General features: G+C 68.9%; 16 protein-coding genes. 5 read left to right on the plus strand and 11 right to left on the minus strand.

Features of this window, described 5'->3' with window-relative positions:
- Window positions 1–162: 162 nt before the first annotated feature.
- Window positions 163–1,116 carry a UDP-glucose 4-epimerase GalE gene (galE, locus tag AC069H_RS37545; protein WP_478228779.1) on the plus strand — a complete coding sequence of 318 codons (954 nt, stop codon included), beginning with the start codon at window positions 163–165 and terminating at the stop codon, window positions 1,114–1,116.
- Here galE and AC069H_RS37550 read toward each other — a convergent pair.
- From AC069H_RS37550 to AC069H_RS37560, 3 genes are all read right to left on the minus strand, one after another.
- Window positions 1,091–2,155, minus strand: a complete 1,065-nt coding sequence (locus AC069H_RS37550) for a DUF4192 domain-containing protein (RefSeq protein WP_478228699.1) — start codon at window positions 2,153–2,155, stop codon at window positions 1,091–1,093. The genes galE and AC069H_RS37550 overlap by 26 nt on opposite strands.
- Before the next feature lie 149 nt (window positions 2,156–2,304).
- On the minus strand, window positions 2,305–3,159 hold the full coding sequence (locus AC069H_RS37555) for a M23 family metallopeptidase (protein WP_478235491.1): 855 nt from the start codon (window positions 3,157–3,159) through the stop codon (window positions 2,305–2,307).
- 295 nt (window positions 3,160–3,454) lie between these two features.
- On the minus strand, window positions 3,455–5,266 hold the full coding sequence (locus tag AC069H_RS37560; RefSeq protein ID WP_478228701.1) for a Xaa-Pro dipeptidyl-peptidase: 1,812 nt from the start codon (window positions 5,264–5,266) through the stop codon (window positions 3,455–3,457).
- Between the two features lie 82 nt (window positions 5,267–5,348).
- On the opposite strand from AC069H_RS37560, the gene AC069H_RS37565 reads away from it, so the two are divergent.
- Window positions 5,349–6,914 (plus strand): DUF4139 domain-containing protein, encoded by a 1,566-nt coding sequence (locus AC069H_RS37565; protein ID WP_478235492.1) that lies wholly within the window; start codon window positions 5,349–5,351, stop codon window positions 6,912–6,914.
- A gap of 32 nt (window positions 6,915–6,946) precedes the next feature.
- Here the strand turns inward: AC069H_RS37565 and AC069H_RS37570 are convergent, their stop codons facing one another.
- Entirely contained in the window at window positions 6,947–9,610 is a 2,664-nt protein-coding gene (locus tag AC069H_RS37570) for a winged helix-turn-helix domain-containing protein (RefSeq protein WP_478235493.1), read from the minus strand.
- Window positions 9,611–10,330: 720 nt separating this feature from the next.
- Between AC069H_RS37570 and AC069H_RS37575 the strand changes: the two genes are divergently transcribed.
- Window positions 10,331–10,963, plus strand: coding sequence for a GAP family protein (locus AC069H_RS37575; RefSeq protein ID WP_478228704.1), 633 nt, complete (start codon window positions 10,331–10,333; stop codon window positions 10,961–10,963).
- On the opposite strand, the gene AC069H_RS37580 is transcribed toward AC069H_RS37575, so the two are convergent.
- From AC069H_RS37580 to AC069H_RS37595, 4 genes are read right to left on the minus strand one after another with little or no spacing between them, the layout of a single operon-like run.
- Entirely contained in the window at window positions 10,950–11,537 is a 588-nt protein-coding gene (locus tag AC069H_RS37580) for an AI-2E family transporter (protein ID WP_478235494.1), read from the minus strand. The genes AC069H_RS37575 and AC069H_RS37580 overlap by 14 nt on opposite strands.
- A 35-nt stretch (window positions 11,538–11,572) precedes the next feature.
- Window positions 11,573–12,013 (minus strand): AI-2E family transporter, encoded by a 441-nt coding sequence (locus AC069H_RS37585; RefSeq protein ID WP_478235495.1) that lies wholly within the window; start codon window positions 12,011–12,013, stop codon window positions 11,573–11,575.
- Window positions 12,010–12,468: a DUF7144 family membrane protein gene (locus AC069H_RS37590; RefSeq protein WP_478228705.1), complete on the minus strand. Its 459-nt coding sequence runs from the start codon at window positions 12,466–12,468 to the stop codon at window positions 12,010–12,012. Before AC069H_RS37590 ends, AC069H_RS37585 begins: the two co-directional genes overlap by 4 nt.
- The gene (locus AC069H_RS37595) at window positions 12,465–12,998 is read right to left on the minus strand and encodes a DUF1269 domain-containing protein (RefSeq protein WP_478228706.1); all 534 of its coding nucleotides are present in this window, start codon (window positions 12,996–12,998) and stop codon (window positions 12,465–12,467) included. Before AC069H_RS37595 ends, AC069H_RS37590 begins: the two co-directional genes overlap by 4 nt.
- A 196-nt stretch (window positions 12,999–13,194) precedes the next feature.
- Here AC069H_RS37595 and AC069H_RS37600 point away from each other — a divergent pair, with 196 nt between their 5' ends.
- Window positions 13,195–15,048 carry a glycoside hydrolase family 15 protein gene (locus AC069H_RS37600; RefSeq protein WP_478235496.1) on the plus strand — a complete coding sequence of 618 codons (1,854 nt, stop codon included), beginning with the start codon at window positions 13,195–13,197 and terminating at the stop codon, window positions 15,046–15,048.
- Between the two features lie 122 nt (window positions 15,049–15,170).
- Here the strand turns inward: AC069H_RS37600 and AC069H_RS37605 are convergent, their stop codons facing one another.
- From AC069H_RS37605 to AC069H_RS37615, 3 genes are read right to left on the minus strand one after another with little or no spacing between them, the layout of a single operon-like run.
- Window positions 15,171–15,602 carry a CBS domain-containing protein gene (locus tag AC069H_RS37605; protein ID WP_340683302.1) on the minus strand — a complete coding sequence of 144 codons (432 nt, stop codon included), beginning with the start codon at window positions 15,600–15,602 and terminating at the stop codon, window positions 15,171–15,173.
- 29 nt (window positions 15,603–15,631) lie between these two features.
- Complete coding sequence (locus AC069H_RS37610; RefSeq protein WP_478228708.1) at window positions 15,632–16,132, minus strand: hypothetical protein; 501 nt, start codon at window positions 16,130–16,132, stop codon at window positions 15,632–15,634.
- Complete coding sequence (locus tag AC069H_RS37615; RefSeq protein ID WP_478235497.1) at window positions 16,129–17,049, minus strand: neutral zinc metallopeptidase; 921 nt, start codon at window positions 17,047–17,049, stop codon at window positions 16,129–16,131. Before AC069H_RS37615 ends, AC069H_RS37610 begins: the two co-directional genes overlap by 4 nt.
- 105 nt (window positions 17,050–17,154) lie before the next feature.
- On the opposite strand from AC069H_RS37615, the gene AC069H_RS37620 reads away from it, so the two are divergent.
- A complete protein-coding gene (locus AC069H_RS37620) occupies window positions 17,155–19,164 on the plus strand; it encodes a prolyl oligopeptidase family serine peptidase (protein WP_478235498.1) in 2,010 nt (669 codons plus the stop codon).
- Window positions 19,165–19,179: the final 15 nt, after the last annotated feature.

Genomic DNA, 19,179 nt, shown 5'->3' on the forward strand with positions numbered 1-19,179 from the left:
CACGCGTGCTTGGAGACGGAACACGCCGACGCCGGATTCCGTGAGCCGCACCCGCACCCCGGGGCGCGGCCGGTGCCCGGGGGCGAGGACACTGGGCCGCGACCGCATCCGCAGCAGAAAGGCGCGAACGTGACCGACGAACCGACCAAGACCCTGAAGCTGATGGTGACGGGCGGAGCCGGTTATGTGGGCAGCGTCTGCGCGGCCCGCCTCATCGAGGCCGGGCACGACGTCACCGTGGTCGACGACCTCTCCACCGGGCACGCCGACGCGGTGCACCCGGACGCCACCTTCGTCGAGGGCGACGCCGCCGAGGTCGCCCGGCGGCTGCTCGGCGACGGCTTCGACGGTGTCCTCCACTTCGCCGCCAAGTCCCTGGTCGGCGAGTCCATGACGGATCCGGCGAAGTATTGGGAAGGCAACGTCCTGACCTCGCTCCGCCTGCTCGAAGCGATGCGCGACCACGGCACGAAGCGGCTGGTGTTCTCCTCCACCGCGGCCACCTACGGCGAGCCCGAGTCCTCCCCCATCCCGGAGACGGCGCCGACCCAGCCGACCAACACCTACGGTGCGACGAAGCTGGCCATCGACCACGCGATCACCTCGTTCTCGCGCGCCCACGGCATCGCCGCCGTCAGCCTGCGCTACTTCAACGTCGCCGGCGCCTACGGCTCCTTCGGCGAGCGGCACACCACCGAAACCCATCTGATCCCCCTCGTGCTCCAGGTCGCCACCGGGGACCGCGAGCGGATCCAGATCTTCGGTGACGACTACCCGACCGCGGACGGCACCGCCATCCGCGACTACATCCACGTGGTCGACCTCGCCGACGCGCACCTGCTGGCCGTGCGCCACGCGGCCGACGGCGAACACCGCATCTACAACCTCGGCAGCGGCACCGGGTTCTCGGTGCTCGAGGTGATCGAGGCGTGCCGCCGCACCACCGGCCACGAGATCCCCGCCGCGGTGGCCCCGCGGCGGGCGGGCGACCCGTCGGTGCTGGTGGCCTCCAGCGAGCGGGCCGGTGACGAACTCGGCTGGAAGCCCGAGCGCACCGACCTCGACGGCATCGTCGCCGACGCCTGGGCGTTCACGCGGTCCCGCCAGAACGCCTGAGGCCGATCTCTTGCGTTCCTTCGGCTCGCTGCCGAAGGACCACGTCGGCGACGTCGGACGGCGGCACCATCGCGTCCAGAGCCCTGGCCAGGAGTTTCGTCAGCCCGTGCCCAGGGTCGGCTTCGCCTGCCCTGGCCAAGGCGATCCCGGCGGTCGCCAGGTCGCCCCGGACATAGGCGGCGTGCGCCTTCAGGGCGAGCGCCTCGGCCGCTTCCGGTGGCGGGATTTCGCGGGCAAGCGTGAGCCAGAGATCCTCCGCCGCGCGGGCGAGCGCTGAGTCCGCGGGGGCGGCGGTGAGCATGCAGGCGCCGCGGACCTCGACCAGGGAAAGCGCCCAGGCCAGCCGGACGGCCTGGTCGTCCGTGATCGCCGGGTCGCCGCTGTCCGCGCGGGCGAGCGCGGCGTTCACCTCGGCGATCCCGGCCTGGACGAGGTCCGGGGCCCTCCATGGTGGATCGTCCAGCCTGGTGAGGAGATCGGCGCGTCTGGCGAGCGCCTCCGGCGCGACGGGGTCGAAGAGTCGCTCGAGTTCGTCCCGGCTCGCGTGGGTGACCTGCCCGGCACCGGTGACGACCGCGGCGGCCACCGAATCGCGCGGATCCGGCAGCAGACCGCCACAGGTCCTTTCCCGGTAGCACGCCCAGCGCACCTCGGCGGCGATACGCGGTGCCCATACCGAATGCAGCAGCGGGATGCCGTACTCGGCCAGCGAGGCTTCCACGCGCCGGACGAACCGGCGGCGCGGGGGCCGTCCCGCCTTGTTCGCGGGACCGCCACCGACCACCGCGACGATGGCGCCGGTGTGGCCGGTCAGGGCGAGCCGGACCGCGAGTTCACGCGCCTGGTCTTGTTCCAGGCCCGGCGGCGGCAGGTCCACACGCATGAGGAGGCCCTGACGCTTGCGGTCCTGGTCGCGGAGGCCGAAGACGACGACGGAGTCCTCGGGGTGGAATCCGAGGAGGTACGGGATCGCGGCGAGCAGGTCCGCCGGATCCGTCAGATTGACCTTGGTCCTGCCGGTCGGAGTCGATGTGGTCATGCCCCCACCTTGCGGCGGGAATGGGGCCGCCGGGTGGGGGCACGACACATCTGTGGACAGCCGGGACCGTTGTGGACAACCGCCGCGGGACCGAGCGCGGGGACGCCGATCCTGTCGGTGGGGTGGTCTACAGTGCCCGGCCCGCGGGGTCAGCCGCAGTGTTCGAACGGGCTCTCGTAGGCGTTCGACCCGACCGAGCCGCCCCACTTGACGCAGGTCGCGGCGGCCGTCTTCTTCACCGGGCCGGCGTAGTAGGCGAAGCTGCCGGAGTCGGTCACGCGAGCGGAACCCTGGCCTTCGAGGAACGCCGACACCGGCGACGCGGTGCCGAGCGAAACCGCCTTCAGCGTGGTGACGCAGTTGGCCTTGGTCGACGCGTTGTAGAGCAGGTACGCGGTACCCGAACCGTTCGCGAGCCCCTGCGAGTCGACGACCGAGAACCCGCTGCCACACACCTCGGTGGCCTCGTACGGGTTGCCGCCGCACGAGTTCTTGCTGGTGAAGTTGGTGTGGCCGTAGTACGGCACGGCGACCCCGTTCAGCACCGCCTTCTGCGCGACCCCGTTGAGCCGCTGTTCGAAGTGCAGGTGGGGGCCGGTCACGCCGCCGGTCGCCCCGGCCGTGCCGATCTGCTTGCCGAGGCTGACGGCCTGGCCGACCGAGACGGACTGGGTCGACAGGTGCGCGTACCGGGTACGCCAGCCGCCGCCGTGGTCGATCTCGACCCAGCGCCCGTAGCTCGTGCTGCCCTCGTTGGCGACCCTGGTGACGGTGCCGCCCGCCGACGCCAGCACCGGCATCCCGGTGATCCCCGACTTCTGGAAGTCGACCGAGTTCGCCGGGCTGTGCCCGCTGAACGTCGCCGCCGTGACCGTGACGCCGCATTTGAACGGGACCTGGAAGTTCGGGGCGGCCGACGCCTGCGTCGTACCGGCGAGGGTCAGGCCGAGCGCGGGGATGACGGCGGCCGCGGCGAGCACTGCGAAACGGCGCAACCTGGACATGGAGACCTCCATCAGGTGGGGAAGCCGGACAGCCCGAAGCAAAGCCGGGGGAAATACATTTTCCGTACAAGCCCGAGGTCGGGTCGGGGTTTTCCACCCGAAACGCCGGACCCCGTCCCGTCCGGCGCCGCCATCGCGTGCCGCGAAAGCCACTTCGCAACACGCCCTCGGCCTCGGCGTCACCACGGCACATCGATGACGTAGTGAAGGCCTCCTTCCCTGCCCTCAGGGTAAGGAAGGAGGCCTTCACGGACGTCGCGGCAGAGTGAGCGCCGGACATCCGGAGCAGGCTCGCTCAGCCGAAAGCGGCTCGCAGCGCGGGTTTGCCACCCGCCACCGGCAGCACCAGCGAAGTACGGTTCAGCTCGACCGAGACACCGGCGCCCGGCTTCGGCCGGAGCGTGTAGTCGTGGTCGCTGGAGGCCACCAGGAACTCGATCTTGTGCCCGGCCGCGAGCAGGTAGTCCTTCGCGACCAGTTCCACCTCGACCTTGTAGTTCTCACCAGGGGTGATCGGGTCGGTGCGGGCGGGGTCGCGCCGGTTCTGCGGGTCGGTCCAGCCGCGGGTGATCACCTTCGCCGTCCCGTCCGGAGCGCGGTCGAGGAGCACCGCGGTCACGTTCGCGGCCGGCTTGTCGAAGGACAGCGACAGGTCGGTCTTCACGGTCCCGGAAAGCCGCACGGGCTGCTTCGCCGCGGTGGTCGAGTACAGCAGCCGGTGGCCCGACGACGCCGCGGCCGCCAGCTGTTCGATCGTCTTGCTCGCGTCGTCCGCCAGCGTCTCGACGGCGGCCTTGCCCGGAACGGGGTTGCGCGTGTCGAGCTTGCCCTTCGACGAGCCGCCGGGCCACGGGTAGAGCTTGACGTCCTGGGTGCCGGGCAGCGGCCACTCCGGCTCGTCCACCCACGACTTGTCCTCACGCTGGATGGTGGCCTTCGGCTCACGCTCGATGCCGTTGTCCACGTCGTAGAGGTAGTGCGACATCCACTTGTTCAGCGTGGCGAGCCAGACGTCGCGGCGGAGGCTGTACGGGTCGGCGTGCCCGGCCTGGTGCAGCCAGATCTTGTGCTCGACGCCGCGCGCCTTGAGCATCTCGTACCAGCGGGTGCCCTGGTCGGTCTTGACATTCCAGTCGCCGAAGCCGTGCACCACGAGCACTGAGGCCCGCACCTTGTTCACGTCGTTGCGGTAGTTCCGCGCGTCCCAGAAGCGGCTGTAGTCACCGGTCACGCGGTCCTGGTCGACCGCGATGCCGTCGATCAGCGGACGGCAGACGGCGCGATCCTGTCGCGTGTGGACGTAATCGGCGAGCACGTCCGCGTCCTCGCCCTGGAATCCGCCTGCCGCGACGACGGCGCCGTCGTTGCGGTAGTAGTCGTACCAGCTGGAGATCGCCGCGATCGGGACGATCGTCTCCAGCCCCTCGACGCCGGTGCTGGCCACGGCGTTGGGCAGCGTCCCGTTGTAGGAGACGCCCATCATGCCGGTCTTGCCGGTGCTCCAGTCCGCGACCGCGGCCTTGCCCGCCGCGTCACGCGCCGTCGCGCGGCCGTTCAGCCAGTCCACAATGGACTTCGCGCCGATGGTCTCGTTGACGTCGCCGCTACTCGGGCAGCCGGTGGACTGGCCGCTGCCGAGCGATTCGCCGTACACCACCGCGAACCCGCGGGCGGTGAAGTAGTCCTGGTAGCGCCAGCTGATCGGGGCGGCGTTCGGGCCGACGGTCTTGGTCGCGATCCGCGGGCCCGCGGGGACGCGCTTCGCGCCGGGCACGTACAGCTCGACGTCGACGTTGTGGTTCGCGACGTCGTTGCCGCCCGCGTAGTACGGGCTGGCCTGGTAGACGACCGGGACCTTCATGCCCTGCTGCGTCGCGCGGGGCCGCACCACCTCCGCGTGCACGAGGTCGTCCTTGCCGTCGCGGTCACTGTCGACCGGCGCGGTGACCCAGACGTTCTCCCGGATGACGTCCGCCGGGTCGAACACCGGCTGGGCTTGGCCGTCCTTGAAGACCGGCGTCGGCGGCGCGTCGGCTTGAGCGGGCAACGCCGTCGCCGGAAGGACCAGAACGGCGGTGAACAGGGCAGCGAGCCTGGCGACTCTCACAGGACCCCCAATGGCGGGCGGGCAAGACCCAGCTGAGGTTTCCGGCCACCCGAACAGGTGTCAAGAGACTAACGTCGGAGGCATGCCGAGCGCACTGGAAGCACCGATCGTCGCCGTCACCGTCTACCCGCACCACGCCCGGATCACCAGACGGGCTTCGGCTGTACTCGACGGCGAAACGCGCTTCGCCTTCGCGGGCCTGCCGTGGAACCTGGACGCCGACTCGGTCCGCGTCACCGGTTCCGGCCCGGCGGTCATCGCCGGGGTCGACGTCACCGTCGAACGCCATCCCGCGCCCGCGGACGCCTCCCTGCGCGCGCTGACCGAGCAGCGGCACGCCGATCAGGCGGTGGTCGACGAGGTCGCGGACGCCGTCACCGCGGAATCCGCGAAGGTCGATCTGCTGACCGGGCTGGCGACACGCAGCGGCAAGAGTTTCGCGAAGGCGCTCGCGGCGGGTACGGCGGAACCGCCCCGGGTCGCCGAAGTCACCGACGCGCTCGGCACGCAATTGGCCGAGGCGCTCGGGAAACGCCGCGAACTCGGCATCCGCCTCGCGCGGCTCCGCGACGACCTCAAGGCGCTCGACCGCGAGATCGAGGCGAAACAAGGAACGTCCGAAGTGGACAGCGCGACGGTCACGGTCGAGCTGGAGAGCCAGGAGGACGGCGCGGAAATCGGCCTCGAGCTGTCCTATGTGGTCGCGAACGCGTGCTGGGAGCCGGGTTACGACGTACGCGTCCGCGGCGAGGACGTCTCGCTGACCTGGTACGGGCGGATCACCCAGCACACCGGTGAGGACTGGCCGGAATGCGAACTGGCCCTCTCCACCGCGCGGCCGGCGAACACCGTGGAGGTGCCGGAACTCGATCCGTGGTTCCTCGACCGCGTGCGGGAGTACACGCCGTCGATGGCACGCATGGCGTACGGCGGCGCGTCGCCCGCGGGCGGCGGGATCCCGGAGTCGGTGGGCATGCCGGCCCCCGGCGCGCCCCCGATGGCGGCGCGGACCGCGTCCGTCGAACAGGGCACCACCGCGGTCACCTACCGGCCCGGCCGCCCGGTGGCGGTCCCTTCGGGAGCGCAGGGTCACCGCACGACGCTCGCGCAGCTGGAGCTGACCGCGAAACTGGGTTACGTCACCGCTCCGGTGGTGTCGCCGGAGGCGTTCCTGCGGGCGACCGTCGTCAACACCTCGCAGCACACCCTGCGGCCGGGCAAGGCGTCTGTGTTCCACGAGACGGAATTCGTCGGCACCACCCGGCTGGACGTCTGGGCGCCGGGTGAGGAACTCGAACTCGCCCTCGGCGTGGACGACCGGATCCGGATCGAGCGCGAACTCACGCACCGCACGGCGAGCAAGGCGACACTGTCCGGCGTCCGCAAGCGGGAAGCCGCCTACACCACGACGATCGTCAACCACAGCCCGCGCGAAGCCGTCGTGACCGTGTTGGACCAGGCGCCGGTCTCCCGGGACGACGCGATCACCGTCCGGGACGTGCGCACCGTGCCGGAACCGGCGGAGCGGACCGAGCTGGGTGAGTTCACCTGGCGGCTCACACTCGCTCCGGGGGCGAAGGCCGTCGTGACGCTCGGGTACCGGGTGGACGTCGCGAAGGGGGTCGAGCTGGCGGGCTGGCGGGAGTAGACGGTTCACCCGGCCACCCCGGGCGGCGGAACTCACAGCAGGCCGCGCCGGCGTGCGGCGACGACGGCGTCGCGGCGGTGGTTGACGCCGAGCTTCCGGTAGATGCCGCGAAGATGGGTCTTGACCGTGTTCACCGACACGAAGAGCGAATCGGCGATCTGCTCCGCGGTGCGCATCGACGGCAATTCGGTGAGGAGTTCGAGCTCGCGTGAGGTGAGCGATTCGACCGGGGGCGCGGGGCCGGCCGGTAGTGCCTGCAGCACGGTACCCGCGAACTCTTCGATACGCCCGAACCTCCCGGCGCCGCAAACCAGTAGTTCCCGGATGTGCTGCCCGGCGTCGTGGAAGGGCCGTAACGCCTGCTGGGGTGCCGCGAGGTCGAGTGCACGGCCGACGGCGTTGTGCGCCCGGTTCTGTTCACCGGCTTGGTCGGCGAGAACGGCTTCGAGGAGCCAGCTGTCGATCAAGGTACGCGCCACCAGAGGGCTGGTCTGGCACTCGATCACCGGCTGCAGGCGGCGGCGTGCGGCGCCGGTTCTGCCGCGGTGAATGTGCATGAGCGCGGTGAGCAGCGCGTGCTCCGCGTAGGGGGCCAGCAGGTGCCGATTCTGTTCGGTCACGTCCGCCGCCCAGGTGGGTTCTCCGACGCGAAGGGCCAGTCGTTGTTCGATCGGAGCCGTATAGGCGACGAGCCAGGGAGTGCTCGGCTGCGCCGCGAGCCGTTGCCGGTGCCCCCGCAGCGCTTCGACGACCGCGTGCGGATCGGCGGCGAGATCGAATTCGACGGCGGCGCTGAGTGTCACCGTCAGCATTTCCACGGCCGGCTCCACGGCCGCGGGCGAAAGGTGAGTCGCCAGTGCGGAGAACCGGCGGGCGCTCTCCTGGTCCAGCCTCTGATAGGCCGCCAGCCCGAGAACCGCATACAGGAAGGCGGTCCGCGCGGTCTCCTCCCAGCCGCGAGCACGGGCCAGCTCGAGGGCGGCATTGGTGTGCACCGCCAGCCCGGCGAGGTCACCCTGTACGCACGCGATGGCCGCGAGGTGGGTCCTGCACTGCAGGCTGACTGCGTCGCGCCGCTCCGGAGTGGCCATCCGCAGCGCGCGTTCCAGATCGCGGGTGGCGTTCGAGAGGCCACCCAGCCACAGAGCCGCGGTCCCGCGGGTGAGGAGGGCGAGCAGGTCGAGGTCGAAATCGCCGGAATCGCCCGCGCTCGTGGCGCGGAGTTCGGCGAGCGCTTTCTCCATGTTCCCGCCGAATCTCGCCCGATAGAGGACGGCCACGGCGTTCAACGCGCGCAGACGCCCGGAACGAAGGGGCTGCGCCGAATTGTCGACCCTGCCGAGGTATCGGTCCGCGGTCACGAGGTCATGAGAGTCGAGGGCGGCGACCGCCGCGGTGAGTGCCACCTGAGGCCGGGCCAGGATGTGCTCCGGAATCGCGCCGAGCAGCGTGTGCAATCGCGATCCTTGTCCTTTGAGGACGGTTTGCAGCCCGAACCGCTGGATGTACCGGGTGACCTGCTCTTCGTCCTGCGCGGCGACACTGTGCTCCAGCGCGGTGAGCACGTCGCCGGAGTCGGTGAACCATTCGGCCGCCGAACGGTGGAGCCTGCGGTAGGCCCGCGGGTGACGGCGAGTCAGCTCGGCACGCAGGTAGTCGCGGAGCAAGGGGTGGCAGCGGTATCGAGGACGGTCTCGGCCGTGCCGGGTGACCAGCGCGTTGGTGCGGGCGAGCGTGTGCAGAATCTGCCCGGAGTTCTCCTGCCCGGTCAGCCGGGTGGCCAGCTCGTCGGTGACGTCAGTGCACACCGAGGTGCTCAGCAGGAACTCACGGATGTACGCGGGTTGCGGGCCGAGGATCTCCCCGGACAGGTATTCGGCCAGCAGGCGGTCGTCGCCGGTGAATGCTCGAATCGTCTCGCTCGCGTCCGATGAGGCGGCCAGTGAAAGGGTGAGGAAACGCAGGCCCGCCGCCCAGCCCTCCGTCCGTTCAGAGATCTTGTCCAGATCCGCCTTCGTCAGCGCGAGGTTCTGCCTGGCGAGCAGTCTTCCGGTTTCCTGCTCGGTGAAGTTCAGCTGGTGCGCCGTGATTTCCCGCAGCCTGCCTTCCAACCGGAGCCGGGGCAGGATCAGCGGTGGCGGGAACCGGGTCGCGATGACGACCCGCACTCCGGACGGCAGGTAGCGCAAAAGCATGTTCACGTTCTTGATCGCGGCCGGTGCGGACAGCTCGTGTGCGTTGTCCAGCACCAGGATCACCGGCCGCGAGAGCCGGTCGCACATGTCGATGAAGGCGGCGATGCCTTCGTGAGCGGAAGCGTCCCGCGCCGGCGTCAGTTCGGAGACGACGTCGTCCTCGACGCTTCGGTCAAGCGCGCAGAGGATCGACGACCACAGTGAGAATACCTTGTTGTCGTTGGCGTCCAGCGAAATCCACGCTACATGTTCGTCGGTGGCGTGGTGGCGTGCTCTCCGCCCCAGCCAGCTGCCGAGCAGCACGGTCTTGCCGGATCCCGCGGGTGCGTTGATCAGCGTGACGCTGGGGGTTTGGCCGGTGGTGGCCTGATCGAGGACGTCCAGCAACCGGTCCCGCTCGAGAATGTCGCAGGCGGACGGTGGTGGTGCGAGCTTCGGCGACGGCACCACGACCGGGTCTACGTCGTGCGCGCCCGGTTCCGCACCTTCGGCAGGGGTCACCGGCCGGTGCATGACATCGCCGTGCTGGAGATGACATGCCAGACGAAGGCGAAGACCCGAGAAATCCCGGTGAAGACGAAAGCGAGACCGGAAATAACGGCGTCCACTGTCCCTGAGGACCGGCTGGCCCCCGGTTGCGCCGAAAGAACCAGAACGAATGTCATTCCCATCAGGACGAGTTTTGCTCTGGACCGAAGATGCGGCGCAGTGCTCACCGATTCACTCCCTTCGATTCCCCAGAACGGGTGAGGGGACCGATTTTGCTCACCCCAAGCGGCGGTCACCTCCTCCTTTGCGGGTGAGTCGGGACCGGTGACCGCGGCCCCTCGTCCAAAAGGGTGGCCGCCGCTAGAATCGATTTCTAGTGTTGGGTAACGAAGCCGAGGGCTCGTTTTCACCCGCCATGAAGGAGGAGCTCCGTGCCCCAAGGGCGCATTCTGGAGTCAGCGGATCGCGAAGCCTGCCCCAGCCCAAGGCTCCGCCGTCCGCATGCGGTACCGGGTAGCAGCTCCCCGTTGGCCCGCAGGAGCTGCGCGTGTCGGGGCGTCGGAGGGCGTGGCGAATGGGCCCGAGGAAACGCGGAGGCGAACTCCACCCGGTACCGCATCCGAACTTCCGGCGGTGAGACCGCCGTGCGTGCGTTGCCCGTCACCGACAAGCGAAGCGTTGGCGGGCAACGCGATTCGTTGCTGAAGAGCGATCTCGGACGGGAGTCACGGAATGACGGATGACTCGCTCACCGTGCTCCCGCTCGCGATCACCATGATGGCCGGGCCGCAGTTCGTGTCGGCGTTGATCCTGATCACGACGGCGCGCGCGGTGCCGACATCGCTCGCGTTCGTGGCGGGCGTCGCGGCGGCCGCCACGGCCGGAACCGCGCTCACGACCTGGCTCGCGGGGTTCCTGCCGCCAGATCCCCTCGTCTCCGATTCGGACGGCTCGCTCTACACGATCATCGAGTACGTACTGGTCGCGATCCTGGTGGGGGTCGCGATCTGGAACTGGACGCACCGCGAAACCGCGGACCCGCCGAAATGGCTCGGATCGCTCATGTCGGCGGGTCCCGGGCGCGGGTTCCGCACCGGATTCCTGCTCATCGCGTTCTTCCCCTCGGACGTGCTCGTCATGTGCGTGGTCGGCCTCGACATCGCCCGCAGCGGGGCGGGTTTCAGCGCGGCCATCCCGTTCCTCCTGACCACCACCCTGATCGCCGCGCTGCCGCTGCTGGCTTACCTGCTCTTCCGGCGGCGCGCGGCGCGGGTCATGCCGGACATCCGGGACTGGACGAACGCCCACGGCTGGCTGCTGAACATCCTGGCATGCCTGTTCTTCATCGTGCTCATCCTGTTCTGACGTCGGCCGGTTCCCGGCGAGGCGAACCCACCAACGCCGTGACCCAGCTGCCGGCCGGGTCGTCGACGAGCATGGCCAGCGCCAGCAGAGTCGCGGGAACCGAGAGCAACGTCCCGAGTGGCCCGAGCACCCAAGCCCAGAACACCAGCGCGACGAAGGTCGCCGTGGCGGACAACCCGACGGCGTTGCCGACGTAGCGCGGCAGGAGCAGCGACTGCATCACGAAATTGATCACCACGTAGACCACCACCACCGCCAGCATGGCCTGCCAGCCGCCGTCAAGGACCGCGAGCGTGGCAGGCGGGGCGAGGCCGAGCAGAAAGCCGATCGTCGGTTGTAGTTGGTCACGAACGACAGCAGGCCCCACAAAGCCGCGAGCGGTACCCTGAGCAAGATCAGCGCGATGACGTCCATTACCGCGACGACGAGGACGAAGGCCGTGGTCACCGCCAGGATACACCCGGACACGACGGCCGAAGTCGCGCAGCGCTTCGGCCGTCCGTGCCCGCTCACCCGCGATACGGGCGATCCGGCTGTCGATGTCCGCGGTTTCGGCGCTGAGGAACAGCAGCAATCCCAGCAGGAAGACCAGGCTCGTGGTGACACCGGTCAGATCGGCGAGCAGGGAGCCGAGATACGAAACGAGCTGCCGGGGTCGATGGACTTGAGGATGTCGCGCAACTGCGCCTGCCCGGCACCGAATTCCGCCAGCGCGTCGGCGATTTCGGCATACAGACCGGCGATCCGGTCCGCGTAGCGTGGCAGGAGCGCGGCGAGCTGGGCGACCGACACGATCATCGCTACGCAGAAGGCGATGAGTATCCCGTGAACGAACACCACGAGCGCCGCCGTCGCGGCCCAGCGAGGAAAGCCGAGGCTCCGCAACCGGCCGTGTGCGGGGCTGAGCGTGATCACGATGACGAGCGCCAGCAACGTCGGCGCCACCAGCCACGCGACCGCCTTGATTCCCGCGATACCGACCACGATCGCGGCCGCGCCGAGCAGGACGACGAGCGCTCGCGGTGTTCGAGGTGTGGGCCGGTCTGTCACCACAACCCGCGATTCGGGGCTTCGTCACCGTGGACGATGACCGCCCAGATGACCGTCACGCACAGGGCGATCACGATCGTCGACCACAGCGGATGCGCCGCGAGGAACACCAGATGGGTCAACGCGTTGCCGGCGGCGAAGAGCACCGCGATCACCCTCGCCCAGATGGCGCCCGAGACGAGGACGCCGCCGGCGATCGCCACCAGCACACCACCCACCAGATGGGCCCACGCCCAGCCGGTCAGGTCCAGGACGAGCGTGTACTCCGGACCCGCGATGTAGTAACCGCCCTGGACCAGGGCCACGATTCCCGCGATGGCGTTGAAAACGCCGAGGATGACCATGATCACGCTGGCGAAGAAGATCCACCCGGTCCAGATCGGCCGTAGCCCGGACCGGTGCTCTCCCTGGCGATGGTCGGTGAGATCGGCGTCGGCACTCCAATGCTGACTCATTTCGGCCCCGTTCCCGGTTCGTCGGCGGTCTGGAATTCCTGTTCCATCGAAAAGGTTTCGCGAAGTGCCTTCTCCTGTTCAGAGGTCAAGTTCGTGAAGAACAGCTCTGGCGTTTCCTGGCCGCTGAAGGCCTGTCGCACCTTGTCCATGACGGCGCCCGAGCTGAGCAGGAACAGGGCCGACGTGCCTTCGGTGACTTCTCCCCTGATCCGCCGGATCAGGTCGTCGTCGATGCCGTAATCCGACGCCAATCCGCCGACGGTTCCCGCGGCGGCCCCGAGCGCCGCGCCGAGCAGCGGCACGAGGAAGATCAGGCCGAAGAGCATTCCCCAGAACGCCCCGGTCAGCGCGCCGCGACCGGCCAGATTGCGCAACTGGCGGAGTTTCGGCTTGGACGCGCCTTCCGGCCACGTCACCGTCGCGGCGTCGTGTATCGAGATGAGCTGGCTTTTCGCCAGGCTCTTCAGCGTCTCCGCCGCGCGGTCCGCGCCATCGGCCGAGCGGAACATCCAGATGGTCAACGTGTCCACGTCTCACCGTCCCTTTCTGAAAGCTGGTGATACGACCACGGCCATCGCACAGTGACGACGGGAGCGCGCACATCACCTGAGACGGATGAGCGTCGTACTCCCCTCCCAGGCCGGGAACTCATCCGCCCGAGGTGATGCCCGGCTTTCCGGGAACGGTCCAGATTGGTCGAAAAGCCCGTCCGGCAAGGAGTTGCCTGTGGACCACCCATCGCTGATCGCCGACCATGGATTGATCGGGGACCTGCAGACCGCCGCGTTGGTGAGCACCGACGGCGCGATCGACTGGTTCTGCAGTCCCCGATTCGATTCTCCGAGCGTGTTCGCCAAGCTCCTGGATCCCGGCGGCGGCCACTGCCGTGTCCGTCCCGTCCAGGAGCCGTACACCTCGCGTCAGTTCTACTTTCCCGGCACCGCCGTACTGATCACCCGGTTCATGACCAAGCTGGGTACCGGCGAGGTCATCGACTTCATGCGCCCGGTGCACGCACCACACGCGACCCCCGGCCACCGGCTGATCCGGATGATCCGCTGCTTGCGCGGACACATCGAGTTCTCCGTGGACGTCGTCCCGCGATTCGACTACGGGCGCCGACCGCACACCACCACCGTCACCGATGACGGCGCGCTGTTCGACAGCGGGCTGTCCGCCTTGACCCTGCACGCGGTCCGGGAACCCGGAGACGCACAGCTGGCGCACATCCACGTCATCGAAGGCGGCGTCTACGGCTCGGTCGCCTTGGAAACCGGGCAGGTCCGCGGTTTCATGTTCGAGTCGGACGGCGGGGAGCCGCGCTCGATCCGGGTCACCGAGATCGAGAAGGTCTTCGAGGACACCGTTCGCTATTGGCGCGACTGGCTGAACCGCTCGACATACCGGGGACGCTGGCGCGAAATGGTCGAGCGATCGGCGATCACCCTCAAGCTGCTGACTTTCGCACCGACCGGGGCGATGGTCGCCGCACCGACCACGAGCTTGCCGGAGCAGATCGGCGGCGAACGGAACTGGGACTATCGCTACACCTGGGTGCGGGACGCGTCCTTGGCCGTCTCTTCGTTGCTGGCATTGGGATTCACGGATGAGGCGATCGCTTTCGCCCAGTGGCTCCGGGAACGCCATCTACGCGGCGATGGACGACTGAAGATCATGTACCGCGTGGACGGCTCATCGGACCTGCTGGAGGAGTCCTTCACGCACTGGTCCGGGTACCGCGGGTCGGTGCCGGTGCGGATCGGCAACTCCGCGTCCGATCAGCTCCAGCTCGATGTCTACGGCGAACTGCTCGACGCCGTGTACCAGGCCGATCGACGGGGTGCCAAGGTCGGGCAGGAGGGCTGGAAGGCGCTGGCAGGCCTGCTCGATTGGCTCGCGGAGAACTGGGATCAGCCGGAGGAGGGAATCTGGGAAACACGGGAAGGAAAGGCCGACTTCACCTATGGCCGGCTCATGAGCTGGGTCGCCTTCGACCGGGGCATTCGCCTCGCGACGGCAAACGGCCGTCCCTGCGCGCTCGACTCCTGGCGGCACGAGCGCGACCGCGTCTACGAACAGATCTGGGAGCACGGCTGGAATCCGCTCAAACAGGCCTTCGTCCAGCGGTACGGTTCCGACTCCCTCGACGCGTCGCTCCTTCGCATGGCCGACGTCGGTTTCATCACCCCTTCCGACCCCTGCTGGCTGGCGACCTTGACCGCCATCGAGAAGGACCTGGTCACCGATAGCCTCGTCTACCGCTACGACCCGCGCGTCTCCCCTGACGGCCTTCGAGGGAACGAGGGCACCTTCTCGCTTTGCACGTTCGGATACGTCACCGCTCTCGCCCGCGCCGGGTACCTGGAGAAGGCACGGCTGACGTTCGAGAAGATGCTGACCTACGCCAACCACGTCGGTCTGTACGCCGAGGAGATCGGCCCGACCGGCGAGCAGCTCGGCAACTTTCCGCAGGCGTTCACTCACCTCGCGCTCATCGACGCCGCGCTCACGCTCGACAGCGCCATCGGCGACGGAGCGTACCGGGAGGCGGAGCCGCCGCTGACCGCGCGGTACAGGTGACCGTGAGCGGTAAGGACGGTTCTGGTGGGCCCGCGTTCAGTCACCCACCGGCGTGCGCTCCAACCGTCCTTACCGCCCACGAGACCAAGCGCCCGGAACGACCCTCATGGCACTTGCGCGGCTCAACCCTGCGAGATGTAGGCCTCGAGATGCTCTTGGCTCTTCTCCAGTTCTTCCATCCGGGTCTTCACGACGTCGCCGATGCTCACGATGCCCGCGAGCCTGCCGTCGGCCACGACCGGGACATGCCGGATACGGCGTTCGGTCATCAGCACGGACAGCTGGTCCACCGAATCCTCGGGGCCGCAGCTGGCGACCATCTTGGTCATGATCGCGGACACCGATCCGTCGAGCAGCTGGGGCCCGCGCTCGTTGAGCCGGCGCACCACGTCCCGTTCGGAGACGATCCCGACTATCCCGCCATCGGCGTCCACGACCACCAAGGCACCGACGTTGTGCTCCGCGAGTCTTTCGAGCAGCTCGGTGACGTTCGTCTCCGGCGAGACGGTCGCGACGGCCGTCCCCTTCTTCCGCAACAGATCGGAAATCCGCATACGCGCTCCTCCCGGACAGGTGACCTGAATCACTCCAGGTTATGGCCTGAGCGCCCCGGGCGAAAGTCCGGAGAGTCCGGTTCGAGGCCCAGCCTGTCCGCGAGCGCGCCGTACGCCTCGATGATCCCCAGGCCGTACGGGTCGTCGCCGAGCGCGCCGAGTGTGTCCCGCCCCAGCCGCCACTGGGCCTTCGCGGCCTCGTGATCACCGAGTTTGCGGTGGTCCTCGGCGAGGTTCAGGTGCAGCGACGGGTAGAATCCGCGCACGGCCAGCGTCGCGTGGTACTCCTTGGCACGTTCGTCGGTGAGCGAATCGGCCGCCGCGAGAGCGCGCAGATCCCAGGCGAGTTCGTCGGCCGGGTCGTCGCACACGTCGGCCATGTAGTGCGCGAGCGCGCACCGGTGGAGCGGGTCACCGTCCTCGCCGATCCGTTCCCACAGCGCCGCGAACTTCTCGCGCGCGCCGGCGCGGTCACCGGAGATGTGCAGCTGGAGGCCGGTGTTGATCTCGGCCATCACTTCGTCGGTCATTTGACATCCGAGGCCGGGGCAGCCCAGGTGTTGCACGCCGACGTCGTCTTCCCGGAGAACCCGGCCTTCGCCCATTTCATCTGGTTACGACGGCTGCCGTGGGTGTCGCTGTCGTCGGCGCGGCCGTAATCGTCGAGGGCGGCGTTGGCCAGCGACCTGCTGATCGAACCACGACCGGCGGCGGCCGCGAGGGCGAGCGCGCCGAAACAGTTCGCCTGCAGCTCGATGCGGCGGACCAGTTCCTTGTCGGCGGGCGAGTTCTCCTCCGGCGACGACATCTTCTCCGCGGCGGCCGACAGGATCCCGCTGGAACGCTGGATGTGGTGCCCGTACTCGTGGGCCATCGTCGCGAGATGGCGGGACCGCTCGAGGCCCGCGTCGCCCAGCATCCACTGGGTCGGCGCGTAGATCGTGGTGTCGCCACCGCAGTAGTAGGCGACGGCCTCGTTCTCGCCCGGCGCCTTCCCGCAGGCGCTGGTCTCGGGCAGCGTCACCTGCACGGTCACCGGCAGCGCGGGCTCGTTCGCCTGGTCCAAGGCAGGCTTCCAGGCTTCGGCCAGGCACGACACGAACGTCTTGTAGTACGTCTCCAGTTTCGACGGCTCGCGGCTGATCGCGGGCAGCCGGCAGGTGACCGCGCCGAGCGCGACCCCGTCCGCCAGCAGCGGGTTCGTCTCGAGTTCCCGCACCTCCTTGGGCGCGGGCTTCGCGTTCCCTGCCGGCGCCTTGGCCCCTTCCGAGGTGTACACGCCGGGCACCGGGAGGGCCTGGCCGTCGACCGTCCGCGGTCCGCCCGCCATCGCCATCCCGGTGGCGGTCAGCGCGGCGACGATGAGCAGACCGACCACGGCGGCCCCCGGGTTCCGGCGAGGCGGCGAAGGCGTGAACGGTCTGGGTACCTCGTCGGTGCCGGTCATGGTGTCCCCCAATGTGCGAGTCCACAGCATACGGAGCAGAAGCGGGTCAGGCGAAGAACGGGCACCTGGTGGCGCGAGGGCCGCGGCCCCGGCGAGACTGTGGGTATGAGTGACGAGGACCCGTACCTGTGGCTGGAAGACGTGACCGGCGAAGAAGCGCTGGGCTGGGTGCGAGCCCGCAACGCCGAGGCTCTCGCGGAACTGGCGGGCGGCGACGAACGGTTCGGCGGGATCCGTGACGAGGTCCGCGAGGTCCTCGACGCCGACGACCGGATCCCGTACATCCGGCGCCGCGGCGAATACCTTTACAACTTCTGGCAGGACTCGGCCAACCCCCGGGGTCTGTGGCGCCGCACCACCCTGGAGCAGTACCGCCTCGACACGCCGGAGTGGGAACTCCTCCTCGACGTCGACGCGCTGGCCGAGGCCGAGGGCGAGAACTGGGTGTGGCAGGGCGCTGCCGTCCTCCGCCCGGGTTATGACCGCGCGCTGGTCGAACTGTCGCGGGGCGGCGCCGACGCGACGGTCGTCCGCGAGTTCGACCTCGACGAGCGCCGGTTCGTCGAAGACGGGTTCTTCGTGCCCGAGGCCAAGACCAGGATCGGCTGGATCGACCGCGACCGCGTCTACATCGGCACCGATTTCGGTCCGGGGACGCTGACCGATTCGGGCTATCCGAGGCTGGCCAAGGAATGGCGGCGCGGCACCCCGCTCGAAGAGGCGACGGTGGTCTTCGAGGGCAAGGCGGACGACGTCTCGGTGTCCGCACACCACGACCCGACCGAAGGCTGGGAGCGTGACTTCGTCTACCGGTCGATCGACTTCTATCGCACGGAAAGGTATGTCCGGACGGCCGCCGGGCTCGACCGCATCGAGGTCCCCGAAGACGCGCAGACGTCCTCGCACCGCGAGTGGCTGCTGATCCGGCTTCGCTCGGACTGGACCATCGAAGGCACGACGTACCCCTCCGGTGCTCTGCTCGCCTCCGGATTCGACGCGTTCATGGCGGGCGAGCGCTTCTTCACGACCCTGTTCACGCCGGACGCGCACACGTCCCTGGAGTACTGGGTGTGGACGCACAACCACCTGCTGCTCTCGACCCTGTCCGATGTCCGGACGGACCTGCGCGTGCTCACGCCGTCCGACGGCTGGACCTCCCGCCCGCTCGCCGGCGCCCCGGAACTGGGCACCGCGCAGATCACCGGCACCGACCCCGACGTCAGCGACGAGTACCTGCTCGATTCCAGCGGCTACACCCAGCCGTCGACGCTGAGCTACGGGCACGTCGGGGGCGACGTCGAGGTCCTCAAACGCGCTCCCGCGTTCTTCGACAGCGAGGGCATGACGGTCACGCAGTACTTCGCGACATCCGAAGACGGCACGAAGATCCCGTACTTCGTCGTACGCCCCTCCGATGCCGAGGGCGGGCCGACCCTGCTGACCGGCTACGGCGGCTTCGAGGTCTCCCTGACCCCCGGCTACAGCGGCATCATCGGCCGCGGCTGGCTCTCGCGCGGCGGCACCTACGTCGTCGCGAACATCCGCGGCGGCGGCGAATACGGGCCGGACTGGCACACCTCGGTGACGAAAGCCAAGCGGTACAAGGTGTACGAGGACTTCTCGGCCGTCGCCGCCGACCTCGTCGAGCGCGGCATCAGCGAGCCCGCGCGCCTCGGCATCCAGGGCGGCAGCAACGGCGGGCTGCTGATGGGTGTCATGCTGACGCGCTACCCGCATCTGTTCGGCGCGATCGTGAGCCAGGTGCCGCTGCTGGACATGAAGCGGTACCACAAGCTCCTCGCGGGCGCGTCGTGGATGGCCGAGTACGGCGACCCCGACGATCCGGCGGAATGGGACTTCATCGGGAGGTACTCGCCATACCAGAACGTCCGCGCTGGACGCGAGTATCCGCCGGTCCTGTTCGTCACCTCCACCAGGGACGACCGCGTCCATCCCGCGCATGCCCGTAAGATGGTCGCGCGGATGCTGGAGCAGGGACACGACGTGCGGTACCACGAGAACATCGAGGGCGGGCACGGCGCGGCGGCCGACAACGAGCAGCTGGCGTTCAAATGGGCGCTGATGCTCGAATTCCTGTGGGAGAAGCTCGCCTGACGTGTCAGGAAAGGG

The organism is Amycolatopsis sp. NPDC043887, from assembly GCF_056435665.1.